This window comes from Okeania sp. SIO1H4, from assembly GCF_010672695.1.
GTDB lineage: Bacteria > Cyanobacteriota > Cyanobacteriia > Cyanobacteriales > Microcoleaceae > Okeania > Okeania hirsuta.
Map to the genome: position 1 here is coordinate 17,626 of NZ_JAAHGB010000035.1, position 14,693 is coordinate 32,318.

Genomic DNA, 14,693 nt, shown 5'->3' on the forward strand with positions numbered 1-14,693 from the left:
TAACTAATGCCAGCTAGAGATATTTATCATAATACGGTTGTTGAAGCATTAAAAACAGATGGTTGGACAATTACCCAGGACCCTCTATATTTAGGTTATGGAGGTAAACATTTTTATGTTGATTTGGGTGCATAAAAAACAGCGATCACTGCTGAAAAACAAGGTAAAAAAATTGCTGTATAAATCAAAATTTTTATTAGTATTTCTCCCATAAAGGATTTACAAATAGCAGTGGGGCAATATGAAATTTATCGGACTGTATTATCGGAACTATAACCAGAATGTTTACTTTATCTTGCCGTTAATCAACAAGCTTATGAAAATATCTTCCAAGATAAATTAGGTCAATTAATTATTAATAAAATACAACTGCGTCTAATAATTTGTGATGAAAAAATTGGGAGAATAGTTAAATGGATAACTTAGATAACTATCGTGAAATTATTAAGAAAATAATCTACGAATATGGCACCCATAAACCTGCTAATGGTCAAATAGATGTCGAAATTGTAATTGACACATAACGAGACCATTATCAAGTAATTCGTATGGGTTGGGATGATATACGTCGAGTTTGTAGTTCCGTAGTTCATATTGATATTATTAATGATAAAATTTGGATTCAATATGATGGTTGTTCTCAACCTGTTGCTGAAGCACTTTTAGAAGCAGGAATAACCAAAGATATGATAGTTTTAGGTTTTCATCCAGAGGAAGTGCGTCAATATACAGGTTTTGCAATTTCTTAAAATTAGAGTAAATTCCAAACATAAGAAGTACAGATATTAATAATTAGACATCTCCAAAAATCAAAAATCAAGTCAATTATCAAGTATAAACCCTCAATTCTTTCCCCCTACTCCCTACTCCCTACTCCCTACTCCCTACTCCCTACTCCCTACTTCCTACTCATTACTCATTGCTCATTACTCATTACTCATTACTCCCTCTTTTCTGGAGATGTCTATTAAATATTCCGAGTGCGAGCATCTTGCTCGCGATGGTTCTACCTCACCAAGTCGTAACTATATCTCACCAAGGTAAAATCTACTGTAATTAAAAATTTATGTAAATTTTAGTAGTTTATTTTTACTTGAAAAATGTGAATTGATATAAATTTTTACCGAAAAATTTTGGTTTAAAGCCTCCCCTTGGATAGGGGATAATAAATAAAAATTTTCATAATTAGTCAATCCTCTTCTTTTCAAGGAGAGGTAATTATTAATTATTAATTATTAATTAATAATTAATAATTGTTGAATTATAGCGTTTCCCGTTGTTATGAGGTACATCTACGCAGGCAAGATCCCCCCACTAAATAATTTTCATTATTTGCCCGAAATATACTATAATTATCTCCAAGATTTTGAACTTAAAACTTAATTATTGGCTATAAAATCACAATAATCAAACAGACAAAAAAGGAAAAATAAATACTAATGTTAGAAACATTACTAGAGCCACTACAATATAGTTTTATGCAGCGATCGCTCTTAGTTGCCATAATAGTTGGGATTATCTGTGCGGTAGTAGGTAGTTATTTAATGGTACAAAGATTAGCTCTATTGGGAGATGCCATTAGTCACTCAGTATTGCCGGGATTAGCTGTTGCTTTTTTAGTAGGGGCAAATATTTTTATTGGAGCATTTATTGCCGGAGTAATTAGTACTATTTTAATTAATTTAATTAGGACGCGATCGCCAATCAAAGAAGATGCAGCAATGGGGATAGTTTTTTCTGCCTTCTTTGCATTAGGAATCACATTAATTACAATTATTCAGAAAGACAATAAAATTGACCTAAATCATTTTTTATTTGGTAATATTCTCGGCGTAACTATTGGAGATGTGAGAGATACATTAATTATCGCTGCGATTGTTTTATTAGTAGTAGTATTGTTGTATAAAGAACTATTATTTTACACATTTGACCCCCTCGGCGCTCAAGCAGTAGGTTTACCTGTAAATTTATTAAATCTGGGGCTAATGATGTTAATTGGTTTGACAATTGTAGCCAGTCTTAAAGTAGTGGGAGTAGTGTTAGTTTTGTCTTTATTAATTACACCAGCAGCCACAGCTTATCTATTAGTTAAAAGATTGTATCAAGTAATGATTTGGGGGGTAGGAATAGGGGTTTTATCTAGTATTAGTGGAATGTATATTAGCTACTTCTATAATTTACCATCAGGTCCAGCAATTGTATTAGTATCATTTGGGTTATTTATATTAGCTTTTTTGTTCAGTCCTACTCAAGGAATTTTAACTTATCCAACATCAATTTCTAATCAACCCTCTATTTGGCGGGAGTTGAAAAATTTAATTAAGTAAATTTGATTTCTCCTATAGCAAGGAACGAGTTGGTTAGGACATAGATTAATGATGAACCTTAGATACAGAAATACTTTTCCCACTATTGCCTCTCTAAGTCCGCTACTAGGTGCGTCTGTCGGCGACACGGGGTCGCACCGCTTTTGCCTGTTCCCTGCTATAACTACTGACTACTAAAAACATCTTAAGTATTTGTAGCAAACATTTATAAAAATGATATTATTCATAACATTTATTAGTGGCATTTTTATGGGAATGACCACAGCACCAGTAAACGCATGGTTTCTCGGATGGGTAGCTCTAGCTCCTCTGTGGGTGTTAGTAATTCAACAAGAAAAATACTTTGATAAATTTTTATTAGGTTTAGTTTGGGGAGTAGGTTATCACGGTGTAGCTTTATTTTGGATAACCGGAATTCATCCCATGACCTGGTTAGGAGTTCCTTGGTTAGCTAGTTTAGCGATCGCTATATTTTGTTGGATTTTTATCACTCTTTGGGGAGCAATTTTAGTTGCTATTTGGGCTTATTTATTTGGGGTTTTAACTCCTACATCTTTCTCAGAGAAAATATTCTCATTCGCCAGAGTTTTGTTAGGTATAACTTTATGGTGTTGTTTAGAGAAAATCTGGAGTTTAGGAAGTCTTTGGTGGACTTCTTTATCTTTGACTCAGAGCAACTATAATTTAGTAATTTTACACCTTAGTCAATTATCAGGACCAATTACAGTTACGGCAGCTATTATTACAGTAAATGCTTTAATTGGGGAAGGCTTCATCAAAGCAAAATTGCAGGAAAAAAAAGTTGATTTTCGTTTCTCCCTTTCTCCTTCTTTCTTCTTACTTCCAATTACAACTTTTCTATTTTTCCACATAGTAGGGTTTAGTCTATATAATATTCCTTTAAATCCCGATTCAGAAACAGCATTAAAAGTGGGAATTATTCAAGGTAATATTCCTAATGAAATTAAGTTCAATTCTACAGGTTGGTATCGTGCCCTGGAAGGTTATACCACAGGATATAAAAAATTAGCAGACCAAAGCGTTGATGCTGTATTAACACCAGAAACAGCTTTACCTTTTTTGTGGACAAATCAAAATAATCGTAGATTCCTTTCTTTTTATCAAGCAATTTTAGACAAAGAAGTAGTAGCTTGGGTCGGTGGTTATGGCAAACAAGATAATAATCTGACTAACAGTTTATTTACTATAGATAATACAGGAGAAATTTTTAGTCGTTATGACAAAATTAAATTAGTACCTTTAGGAGAATTTATTCCTTTCAATGAAATTTTAGGAAAACTAATAGATAGACTCTCACCTTTAGACGCTCATTTAGTACCTGGAAAAACAGACCAAATATTTGAGACACCCTTTGGCAAAGCAATAGTTGGAATTTGTTATGACTCAGCTTTTTCCCAAGTATTTCAAAGACAAACCGCAGCAGGAGGAGAATTTATTTTAACAGCAGCTAATAACGCCCATTATAGTCCCACAATGCCAGCTCAACATCATGCTCAAGATGTAATGCGGGCAATTGAAACTGATAGATGGGCGGTACGAGCAACTAATACAGGTTATTCTGGAATTGTAGATCCTCACGGTAGAACAATTTGGCTATCTGGAATTAATACTTATGAAACTTATTCAACCACAATTTATCGGCGAAATACCCAAACTTTATATGTAAAATTGGGTGATTGGTTAACACCATTATTAGTGATGGGAGGAATTTTAATAAAAATAATTATCTGGTCAAAAATATAGCAGAAGTAAGAAGGAAGAAGACATTTAGTTATCTAGAAGAGAAGGAGGAAGGTTGATTATTGATATTCCGTTGTTTTAGATATTCTATAAGTCAAGAGCAGTAATGGCAGTTGCTACAAAACAATAATTAATCAAAACAAATGAATAAAAAATTGTTGATATATATATTTTAACAAGTAGGTATTGATGCTTTAGCAGCAGGTAAACCACCTGATATTTTTTTCTCTAAAAAAGCAGAACATACTTTAATTCCTCAATGGGCATCAGAAGGAAAATTAGTAGATGTTTCAGATCTAATTAAACCTATAAAAAATTTCTACAGCGATAGTGCTTTTAAATCTGCTTATTTGTGCAATATATTATGCTGTACCATTGAAGAAGGAGACAGGAGACAGCTATACTGGAGACAGGAGGAAAATTACATGGGGATTCGCTCCCCCAAGTAATGCGTGAACACCCCCGTTGACGGTGGGGTATTAAACCCACAAAGAAAATGATAATGCAGGAAACTGTCCATATTCACTACTGGCATGATTTAATTCGTGATGCTGGTCTAGGTGAATAAAGACCAAAACAATGGAATGATTTTTGGCAATTTTGGCAGAATGCACAAAAAGTTTTGCCTCAACAAAATGACAGTAATATTTATGCTTTCGGTTTGCCCATGTCTATCGATGCTTCAGATAGTTATGTTATATTTGAACAAATTTTGGAGGCCAACAATTTACAAATAGTAGATAAACAGGGCAAATTACAAGTAGATAAACCAGCTATAAGACAAAAAATAATTGAAATTTTAGATTGGTACACTAGCTTTATAAAAATGGATATGTGCCACCTAATGCAGTTAATTGGCTAAATTCTGATAATCATACTAATTTCCTCAATCGCGAGACTTTAATGACAATTAATTCAACTATGTCAATTCCTGTATATCAAAAAGAAGACGAAGAAATTTACTTGAATCAAATGAGAACTATAGAATTTCCAAATAATCCTAATGGAGACAAACCTAGATATTTAATATCTATTAAACAACCTATAATTTTTACATCTTCTGCTCATCCTAAGTTAGCGAAAGATTTTTGATCATATCTAATACAACCAAATAATTTAGGACTTTACATTAAAGGTAGTAAAGGTTGCTATTTTCCGATTATGCCTCAACTATGGGAAGAACAATTTTGGCACGATCAAAAAGACCCTCATATTTCCGTAGCATCTCAACAGTTTGCTGAAGGTCAAACTCACTTATTTGATAATTCTGTAAACCATGTTTATTCTCAAGTACATATAGAAAATATTTGGAGTAAGGCGATGCAGCAAATTCTAATGGCAATTTGCGATTTTACAGCTTCTGCTAATGCTCTGTATGTAGTCCTACCGACAGCTCCCCTAACTAATACCATTTCTCAAAAACTTTTCTACATTTTCTTGAGTAGAGGAGTAGGGTAGTAGGGGAGTGGAGGAGAAGTAAACATAAGAATAATTAAAATTAACTTGACTCAAATTAACAAAAAAAATATTTTACCTGTGTTAATTACTTAATGAATGAAGTGTTACCTAAGTATAGCATTACTTTTAGGAATTGGTATAACTACTTCTTTCAAAAGAGAAAAATTTTAGATGAAAAAATGAGGATCTAGAATCATGTATTTCTGGAAAAAAAGCCTCCTAATTCAGATTGTAGGTTCTTTTTTAATATTGTCGCTAATGACAATATCAATTGTCGGATATACAACCTTTAGTCAAGCAAGAGCATCTTTAAAAGAATCAGTATTTGAACGCCTTAGCTTTGCTGCCAAACTTAAAGAAAATGAACTTAATCGTTGGATTTTAGACCAATGTAAAAATATCTTAGCGATTGCCGAATTACCAGAAATTAATCACCAAGCAAAAATCTTACTAACAACCAAAAAATCTACATCAGAATATAAATATGCTCAAACCTCACTGCAAACTTATTTAACATCTTTTACCACTAATATTGACAGTTTACAAGAAATTTTCATCTTAACCAGAGATGGTAGAATTTTAGTTTCTAGTAATCCTAATAAAATCGGCAAATATCAACCTATAGTACAATATAGCGAAGTCACAAAACCTCTCACAGATAACTTAATATCAAATTTTTACCTCTCTGTTGAAATAGGTCAACCAATGATTAATTTTGCTACTCCTATTCTAAGTAAAAATGGTAAACAATTAGGAATGTTAGCTACCAATCTTAACTTGGAAAGAATTGATACTATTATTCGCAAACAATCAGAGTTAGGAGAGACTGTTGAAACCTATTTAGTGGGGAATATTGGTAGTAGTTTATCAAAGAGACATGCATTAGTTTCAGCCACAAAATTTGGTTCTGAAGAATTTCCTGATGGTATTGAAAGTGATGCTATTAATGCTGCTATGAATGGTAATAATGGCAAAGGGTTATATCAAAATTACAAAAGTGTGCCAGTAATTGGTGTTTATCGGTGGCTAAAAGAACACAATTTAGCATTACTAGCAGAAATACATCAAACAGAAGCATTTGCACCTGCTCGTCATCTAGCTACTTCAATTTTATTAGTAGGTTTGATATTAGCTTTAGTAATGGCAGTAGTTATGTTGTTATTAGGCCATCAAATTGTACGACCAATTTTAGCGATCGCTCAGACAGCTAAATTAGTAAGTGCAGGGGAGCTAACCCAGAAAGTACCAGTAATAACTAAAAATGAAATTGGTTTCCTTGCCCAAACTTTTAATCAAATGATTCAACAGTTAAAAAATTCATATCAACAATTATCTGATTACAGTCATGTTTTAGAAACTAAAGTTGAGGAAAGAACCCAAGAATTAACAGAAAAAAATGCCGCTATAGAACAAACTCTTCAAAAATTAAAAGAAACTCAAGCTCAATTAATTCAGAATGAAAAAATGGTGAGTTTAGGTCAGTTAGTTGCCGGAGTTGCCCATGAAATAAATAACCCTGTTAACTTTATTTACGGCAATATTAAACCTGCTAAAAATTATGCTGAAAATTTACTAGATTTACTCAAGCTTTATCATCAATATTATCCAGAACCAGGAGATGAAATTACAGACAAACAAGATCTAATAGACCTGGAATTTATCCAAGAAGACTTTCCTGATTTGCTTATTTCCATGGAAGAAGGTTCTAAAAGAATTAAAGAAATAGTTTTATCCCTACGAAAATTTTCCCGTCACGATGAATCTCAGCAAAAACAAGTTGATATTCACAAAGGTATTGATAGTACCTTACTAATTTTGCAAAGTCGCCTCAAGCCCAAAATCGGATTTCCCAAAATTAACATTATTAAAGAATATAGTGATTTGCCATTAGTCAGATGTTTTGCAGGTCAACTTAATCAAGTTTTTATGAATATAATAGCTAATGCTATTGATGCTTTAGAAATGTCTTGGGAAAAATCAAATTCTCTATTTTGTAATATTCAACCCTATATTAAAATTCAGACTAAATTTATAAATAAATATTGGATTGCTATCCATATTACTGATAATGGAATGGGAATGCCAGAAGAAGTGAAAAACCGAATATTTGACCCGTTTTATACAACAAAACCTGTGGGTAAAGGTACGGGGTTAGGGTTATCTTTAAGTTATCAAATTATAGTTGAAAAACACCAGGGAAAATTTTACTGTAATTCCGTAGTCGGTCAGGGTACAGAATTTGTGATTGAATTGCCAGTTGTTGATTTTAGGGAGTAGGGAGTAGAAAAGAAGAAAAACAATTGTACCTCAGTAATATCATGTCCGGATAATTAGTGATAAAAAAACTTTCTCCTTCTCCTCCTCTTTGTTCTTCTTTATCATTTTCTTTGTGGGTTTAATACCCCACCGTCTACACGGTGTTCAAAATTCCCAGGGATGAAATCCCCATGTAATTTTCCTCCTGTCTTCCCCTCCTGGGAGGGGGAGGGGCGAGGGGTGGGTTGTCTCCTGTCTCCTGTCTCCTTCTTTATTTCCTCCTGACTCCTGACTCCTAACTCCTAAGAAATATCCTAGCTATTTGTAGCAAAAACTTATCAATTTGGTATAACATGACAAAACAAAAACGAGTGCTGATTTTGGGAGGCACTGGAAATGGATGGAAACTGGCAGCTTTAGCTACTACAATACCGGGGTTAGAGGTAATAAATTCTCTGGCAGGTCGTACTCGTCAACCTTCGATCAAATTTACCCATACGCGAATAGGGAGTTTTGGTGGTGTGCCAGGGTTAACAGAATATCTACAGGCACAACAAATAGATTTGCTAATTGATGCAACTCATCCTTTTGCAGTACAAATTTCTTGGAATGCAGCGATCGCAACTTCAGAATTGAATATTCCTCATTTGATGCTCATCTCCCCACCATGGGAAAAAACAGAAGGCGATCGCTGGGTGGAAGTTGAAAATAAGCAAACTGTTATCGAAATTTTACCAAAATTAGCCCAACGAGTATTTCTGAGCATCGGTCGTCAAGAGTTAGCAAGTTATGCTCATCTCCAAAACCTCTGGTTTTTAATGCGGACTATAGATCCACCTAAACTGAATACCTTACTACCCCCGGGAAAACTATTGACTAAGCGTGGACCTTTTTCCTTATTAGAAGAGCGGTCGCTTTTACAAAAATATAAGATTGAAGCGATCGTTAGTAAAAATAGTGGTGGCGATGCTACCTATGCTAAAATTATTGCGGCGCGGGAATTAGGTATTCCAGTAGTAATGATCCAACGCCCTCCTCTTCCTGATGGAAAACAGGTAACTGATGTAGAAAGTGCAGTTTCTTGGCTCAGAATTTATAGTGATTGAGTCTTTTCTGCTTCATCAAACTAATACAAAACGTCATGTTTTGACATCTTCTAAAACTAGAATAGGGATGCTCCATCGAACACCCCTAAATTCTTGTTTATTAGACATAGGCGTGAAAAAGATATAGACTTTTTGTAAAAGTAGGGAATAGGGAACAGGGAAGATGTTTTTAGGAAAAAAACACAGAAAATGATTTTTTGAGTTATTACACTCTAGTTTATAGCAAATAAAGGGCAAGTTTATTTTCACCAGATGTCTATTAGATACTTTGAAAAAATTATGCTGCATCTTTTGATGATGATGTTTTTCTATTTTTCAAAACACCACTACAACCAGCAGTACCTAAAGCTAATAAACTGAAAACAGCAGTTGGTTCAGGTGTAGATACTGGGGTATCTGGACGTAAATTGTATGCAATGTCTCCTGCACCTTCTCCTTGTCCAGGAATATTGTATGAAAAGAAAGGGTCACTAGAGTCAAATAAGCCTTCTAAAAAAGAGAATTCAGCATCTGTCTCAAAATTCAATCCCAGAAAGTCACCGTCAAGAAATACAACTTCAGGAAAACCATCAGCTTCGGTGTAGTTGATACCTAGAAAATCGAAACTGAGTTCTGATACAGATAAAAATTCTTCACCTATTCCTGTTAATGCAGAATCATCAAATTCAAAAAATCCAGAGTATGTTTCACCTGCTAAAGAACCATCTAAATTATTAACTTCAAAATCATAAATAATTGAAACTGCATTAACAGGATTAGTATTAATGACTGATAAGCTGAGAACTGTAGTTGTAGCAACGAAAGATAACTTTTGAAAAATGTTAGTCATGGTTTTTTTAGTAAAAGGGAGCAAATGTTGGTTGGTTGCGTAAATTTAAAAGTTGTTATGCACCCTATAGCTTCTTGACTATGGTAGAAAAATTACTTGCTTTTTCTCTATTGTACAAAACTTTATCTATTGTACAAAACTTTACTAGCAATGACAATAGTGATAATACTGATGTCTGAAAGAAAATTAATATGCAGTAATTGAGTGAAATAACTTAAACTTTGAGTTTTTTCCATAGTCTGAATCTTCATAGAAAGAGCGATCGCCAGGGAAAGCGATCGCTAAAATCTCAATCAATTAAAAAATGAAATTGTCTGGATTATTCAATTCCGCAGGATTAACATCTTGCACTAACAAGAAAGAGCGAGCGCGACCATTTCCCGCATCACCATCAGGATCGATAGTCAAGATAGTATTTCCACGACGAGAACGGAAACCAACATAACCATCAGCAATGGGATCTACTCCAACAAAACCAAAACCATCTAATACTCCAGCTAGGTCAATTTTATCGCTACCTACTTCAAAGTCAGTAATGATATCTCTTGCATCTACAATGCTAGTGTAAACGAATGTATCGTCACCACCGCCACCAGTAAGAACATCTCGATTTCGGAAACCAGTAATAGTATCATCGCCATCGGTTCCAATCAAATTATCCCGACGCCGAGTACCCTCAATTACTTCTCCAGGAGTGGAGCTTTCCAAATTCAAACCAACTATTATGGGGTCGTGGTCGGAATTGCGGAATGGATCTTGACCGTTGAACAGACTTGGATCGCGTCCGAAATCAAGATTGTAATCAAGAGCATCAGGTTCGTCAGCATTAACGCGCCATTCTGTAGTACCCGTTACCTGGGATAACAGTGACTCATTCGCTAAAGCATAGTCCAGATAGCCAAATTGACCATCAAATACGAAGGAGTAAGCGTCACTGCCAACAAATTCCTCGATTAGGTCTGTGTAACCTTCTGTTTCCAGGGATGTAATTGGGTCTTCCTGAGCGTAAGCATTTAAGTCACCTACAATCAAAAAGTCACTATCTCCACTACCAGTGGGGTCAGTATTTAACCAAGCATTTAGAGCTTCAGCACCTCGTAAACGAGTACCATTGAAGTTTCCTTGTCCGTCACCCGCATCTGCATCGTCACCAGTGCCAGTACCTCCTTTAGACTTAAAGTGGTTAACAGATACTGTCAAGCGTTCGCCTGTCGCTAGTTCTTCAAAAGTGACAGCAAGAGGAGCGCGGTTAGTATCCTCTCCATCAAATACTGTGCCACCTAAACCAAGATCGGGCAGATCGGAATCTGTGAGAACTTCCACTGTTGTTCCAGGAGCAACTTGAACGCTGTCGGTTTTGTAAATTGCACCAACAGAAATTGCATCACCTGTATCCACAAAAGGAACGCCTGGATCGACATAAGCATAAGTCCCTGCACCGACTCGGTCGTTAAGTTCATCAACCAATGTCTCAATGGCAAACTGACCGTCACCATTTTGGTCCCCACCAAATTCGTTCTCTAACTCAACCAAACCAACAATATCTGCGTCAATATCTTCCAGAGCTGTAACCAACTTTTCAACTTGACGGTCAAATTCAGTCTGGTTATCAGCACCACGAGGAGAAAGACCGTTAGGACCGCTACCAGGATTACCATCTTCGTCTAGAGTAGTAAAGAAATTGAGAACGTTGATACTAGCAACTTTCAAATCTCCGCCAACGTCTTCCGGTGTTTCTGGACGAGGGTTAGTTGCTTGGAAATCTATGGGGTTAACAGGTTGAACTCGGTAGTCGCCAAAGCCAAAACTGAGAACACCGGAGAGATTATCAACAGTATCGCCACCCCGTAGAGTATTGGTAGAACTGAGAGGGTTGCCACCACGGCCATGAATAATTGTACTAGGGTTCTGAACAGTTTGACCATCATCAAGAACAATGCGTCGTTTAGAGATCTCTTCTTGATAAGCAGCAAAACCTGCAACGTCTGGAGCATTGAAGTCAGTAAATTGTTCCAGGCGACCATCAGTTCCTGGTTCATTACTAGCTCCATCAGAGGATAGGACGATTTCACCGAAGCGGTCTAAGTTGAAATATTCTGTGACAAATAGGGTATCAGGAATTGTTATTCCCATTCCCTCAAAAGCTTCTAGATCGTCAACTGTAGTCACAGGGAAGTTTACAGTAGCAGGAGTTGGTAAAGTATCTGTACCTTGAATGGAAACAGATACATCGGTTAGCTGAGTCAAACCAAAGAATTCATCTACTGTTCCTGTAACCTGAACAACGTCTCCAATATTTACGTCTACCGCAGGAGAGTCACCATCAAAGATAAAAAGACCTTCAGAGGTTAAAGGATCTGCGTCTGCGTCACTATCTTCTTCTTGAACAAAGAAACCGTTCAAATCTCCATTTGTTCCGCTAGCACCATCCTGGTAGTCTCCCACAACAACAGCTTCAATAGTTACTGTTTGACCCTCTAGTGGACTGGATGTACCACTACCTTGAATCTCACTGATGAGTTTAGTTTCACCAGTACCGCCACCATTATCGCTGGTTCCAGCTGTGGGAGTATTGTCTGAACCAAGGGAGAAGTCACCGAAAACCCAGTCCCCTGTTGTATCGGTATCTACTCCGTCTGCTACACGACGCACACCCGCAGGTAAGAAGGAACCATCCGGACCTAATACTGGAGCATTAAAGAAGAATGAATCTGTAGTACCGCCGTCAGTTACACCAACGGTATCTATAACCACTTCGCTACCAGACACACTGCTTCCCGTCAAACTGCTGGTTTCTACCAAAGCAATAGTATAGCTGCTGTTTTCAACAAAGTTAGAACTAATTTCCTGATTAGGCGTTACACCATAAATACTGTTCTCAAGAATTTGAGTGTTACCAATGAGGAAAAAGCCGTTATCGCCGATAACATCCTCAGCGCCAAGATCGACCCGCTGGTCAATAGTTCCATTACTTGAACCAGCATCACTTTCCACGACAATAATACTCAGACCATCAAGAGATGTTCCAGCTTGACCAAACAACTCAATGAATTCGACATCAGTACCTGTTGTGCTGCCCAAGACCTCGTTGATGACTAGGTTGGAGCCACCACTGCTACCACTAACTGTGAAAGGGTTTGTTGGCATTATTTGTCTGGTGCTATTGCTGCCAGACCAATTAGAGTTATCGCTAATGGCATCTAATAATTCGGCTTGTGTACCAGAAGTAATGCCTGTATAAATAGCGTTATCAATTTCGTCTAAAGCTACTGCTGTTTCACCATTAACTAAACCTGTGGGTAGGGCAGATGTATTGGAACTCGTAGAGTCAGACTGCCATACTCCGGGGTTGCCTTCACTGTTGAGGGCATAAATAAAGGTAGGGTTGCTACTATCTCCTTGATAAGCAATAATTTGGTCGCCATCAACTGAGAATGCAATACTACTGACAGTAGGATTAATTATTGTTCCGGCAGTAATATCTGTGGGTGCTGTCCAAGTAAAAGTGCCTTCATTAGCTCTGAAACTACCAGCAGCTTGCCAACCGTTATCGGTAAAATTAATTTCTGTACCTGCACCAATATCTACTAATGGTGTAAAGGCAAATTCATCTGGGTTATCAAAGTTAAAGCCAATAATGGCTATATCTCCTGATGATAGTGTAGTTGCAGCCATTTTTATTTCCTAATTAATTTGACGATCAGTTAATGTATTTGACTAATTAGTATTGGTTTGATAATTCTTTGTGATTTATTCTCATATGTGAGTCATATTACACACAAAATCAAGATATTATCGGCGAGCTGATGCTCAACTTCTTAGTAATTTGTAAGTTACTTAATTAATCTAAACAAATGTCATCCAATCTTGGGTTAAGTCTAAGTTAAGAACTAGATATCTTTATAGAAACTTTATATTAGACTTGTCCCTTTATAACTTAAAAAAATCCCAAAAACCTTATTCTGCAAGGATTGTAGCTATTGGGTGGCAAAAATGCTTGGAATTATTGCTCTGTCTAGGTTAGAGTAATTTTTTTCCCTTATTTAGCGACAACTCTATTACCTAACAGTTTTGTGAAGATTGTGTAAAGTCAGTCTAGACAAGGGAATTACGTCGATGCCTTAAAAATGACTAGAACCCGTGCTTATTCAGGATTTATGCATTTTTGACGTTAAAGCCTCTGCCCATCTATATTTGATCCTATTTTTTGACTTTATTTTGTGTAAGTCCCAATAATAATATTATGTCTGGTTGAATACTTATAAATAAGGGAGTAGGGAGTAGGGATAATAGGGATATTTGCCCTCTGTAAGAAAATAGGTTTTTTCATCACTAATTATCCGGACTTGATATTATTCCTAAACGTTAATAGAAAATGCTGATATTGGCAGAGAAACAGGTGGTATCTATAATGTCAATTTACCTCCATTTTCTGAGATACTGACGCAACGCTGTGCGAACCCACTAACTAATACCAATTTCATAAAATATTGCAAAGCGTGACGACACACTTAACTGGGAACACCGGAGCTGGGAACAGAGAAAGAAAAACATAAATATTAAAGAGGAAAAAAGGTGGAAATTTGAGAATTTATGGAATTTATAATTTTTTCTTTTAGGAATAAATCACAAATTAAGATGTAACTGCCTTTGCGTGAATTTGGTATAATACAAGGGTTTTGCGCTGCTTTAGCCGATCTTTAAGTATTATTACTGAATTCGGCTGGCTGAAACCAACAGGGTGTCAACTTCTTCAGCAAGCCCTAAGTTTTCAATAATGTCTATTCAAATCAGACACTTGTCATAAGGCCTGGCTGCTTTCTATAAAATTTCTCAGTATAGAAAAATAAATTAATAACTACTTGACAAATATATTTAATTATGAGATAAAACAAATTTGTGAGTAAAACTTAAATAGTGTCTGGAAACAATTTATACATTGTCAAAGTCACTGTC

Annotated in this window: 11 protein-coding genes and 2 pseudogenes; 10 read left to right on the forward strand and 3 right to left on the reverse strand. The window is 35.9% G+C overall.

Annotation, left to right across the window (positions count from 1 at the left end; genetic code table 11):
• Window positions 1-6 precede the first annotated feature (6 nt).
• From F6K06_RS20450 to F6K06_RS20470, 5 genes and pseudogenes are all read left to right on the forward strand, one after another.
• A pseudogene (locus tag F6K06_RS20450) lies at window positions 7-426 on the forward strand (element excision factor XisH family protein).
• Window positions 414-749: pseudogene (locus tag F6K06_RS20455) on the forward strand (XisI protein). Before F6K06_RS20450 ends, F6K06_RS20455 begins: the two co-directional pseudogenes overlap by 13 nt.
• Window positions 750-1,439: 690 nt before the next feature.
• Window positions 1,440-2,327: a metal ABC transporter permease gene (locus F6K06_RS20460; RefSeq protein WP_124146497.1), complete on the forward strand. Its 888-nt coding sequence runs from the start codon at window positions 1,440-1,442 to the stop codon at window positions 2,325-2,327.
• 213 nt (window positions 2,328-2,540) lie between these two features.
• Window positions 2,541-4,091 carry an apolipoprotein N-acyltransferase gene (gene lnt, locus F6K06_RS20465; RefSeq protein ID WP_124146498.1) on the forward strand — a complete coding sequence of 517 codons (1,551 nt, stop codon included), beginning with the start codon at window positions 2,541-2,543 and terminating at the stop codon, window positions 4,089-4,091.
• Window positions 4,092-4,418: 327 nt separating this feature from the next.
• The gene (locus F6K06_RS20470) at window positions 4,419-4,544 is read left to right on the forward strand and encodes a hypothetical protein (protein ID WP_287309044.1); all 126 of its coding nucleotides are present in this window, start codon (window positions 4,419-4,421) and stop codon (window positions 4,542-4,544) included.
• Window positions 4,545-4,567: 23 nt separating this feature from the next.
• Here F6K06_RS20470 and F6K06_RS20475 read toward each other — a convergent pair whose 3' ends face one another.
• Entirely contained in the window at window positions 4,568-4,702 is a 135-nt protein-coding gene (locus F6K06_RS20475; RefSeq protein WP_275670428.1) for a hypothetical protein, read from the reverse strand.
• An 8-nt stretch (window positions 4,703-4,710) separates the two neighbouring features.
• Between F6K06_RS20475 and F6K06_RS20480 the strand changes: the two genes are divergently transcribed.
• The 5 genes from F6K06_RS20480 (at window position 4,711) to F6K06_RS20500 (ending at window position 8,908) form a co-directional block, all read left to right on the forward strand.
• The gene (locus F6K06_RS20480) at window positions 4,711-4,950 is read left to right on the forward strand and encodes a hypothetical protein (RefSeq protein WP_124146499.1); all 240 of its coding nucleotides are present in this window, start codon (window positions 4,711-4,713) and stop codon (window positions 4,948-4,950) included.
• Window positions 4,923-5,180 (forward strand): hypothetical protein, encoded by a 258-nt coding sequence (locus tag F6K06_RS20485; RefSeq protein WP_124146500.1) that lies wholly within the window; start codon window positions 4,923-4,925, stop codon window positions 5,178-5,180. Before F6K06_RS20480 ends, F6K06_RS20485 begins: the two co-directional genes overlap by 28 nt.
• A gap of 69 nt (window positions 5,181-5,249) precedes the next feature.
• Window positions 5,250-5,546, forward strand: coding sequence for a hypothetical protein (locus F6K06_RS20490; protein ID WP_124146501.1), 297 nt, complete (start codon window positions 5,250-5,252; stop codon window positions 5,544-5,546).
• Window positions 5,547-5,804: 258 nt separating this feature from the next.
• A complete protein-coding gene (locus F6K06_RS20495) occupies window positions 5,805-7,823 on the forward strand; it encodes an ATP-binding protein (RefSeq protein WP_287244046.1) in 2,019 nt (672 codons plus the stop codon).
• Between the two features lie 332 nt (window positions 7,824-8,155).
• A complete protein-coding gene (locus F6K06_RS20500) occupies window positions 8,156-8,908 on the forward strand; it encodes a cobalt-precorrin-6A reductase (RefSeq protein WP_124146510.1) in 753 nt (250 codons plus the stop codon).
• A gap of 277 nt (window positions 8,909-9,185) precedes the next feature.
• Here F6K06_RS20500 and F6K06_RS20505 read toward each other — a convergent pair whose 3' ends face one another.
• Window positions 9,186-9,737, reverse strand: a complete 552-nt coding sequence (locus F6K06_RS20505; protein ID WP_124146502.1) for a PEP-CTERM sorting domain-containing protein — start codon at window positions 9,735-9,737, stop codon at window positions 9,186-9,188.
• A 297-nt stretch (window positions 9,738-10,034) separates the two neighbouring features.
• Window positions 10,035-13,412, reverse strand: coding sequence for an ExeM/NucH family extracellular endonuclease (locus F6K06_RS20510; protein ID WP_124146503.1), 3,378 nt, complete (start codon window positions 13,410-13,412; stop codon window positions 10,035-10,037).
• Between the last annotated feature and the right edge of the window lie 1,281 nt (window positions 13,413-14,693).

What these genes read in the sequence shown, in the direction of transcription:
- F6K06_RS20495 (WP_287244046.1), top strand. Translation starts at nt 5,805, where the DNA reads ATGACAATATCAATTGTCGGATATACAACCTTTAGTCAAGCAAGAGCA.
- F6K06_RS20510 (WP_124146503.1), bottom strand. Translation starts at nt 13,412, where the DNA reads ATGGCTGCAACTACACTATCATCAGGAGATATAGCCATTATTGGCTTT.
- F6K06_RS20460 (WP_124146497.1), top strand. Translation starts at nt 1,440, where the DNA reads ATGTTAGAAACATTACTAGAGCCACTACAATATAGTTTTATGCAGCGA.
- lnt (WP_124146498.1), top strand. Translation starts at nt 2,541, where the DNA reads ATGATATTATTCATAACATTTATTAGTGGCATTTTTATGGGAATGACC.
- F6K06_RS20490 (WP_124146501.1), top strand. Translation starts at nt 5,250, where the DNA reads ATGCCTCAACTATGGGAAGAACAATTTTGGCACGATCAAAAAGACCCT.
- F6K06_RS20505 (WP_124146502.1), bottom strand. Translation starts at nt 9,737, where the DNA reads ATGACTAACATTTTTCAAAAGTTATCTTTCGTTGCTACAACTACAGTT.
- F6K06_RS20500 (WP_124146510.1), top strand. Translation starts at nt 8,156, where the DNA reads ATGACAAAACAAAAACGAGTGCTGATTTTGGGAGGCACTGGAAATGGA.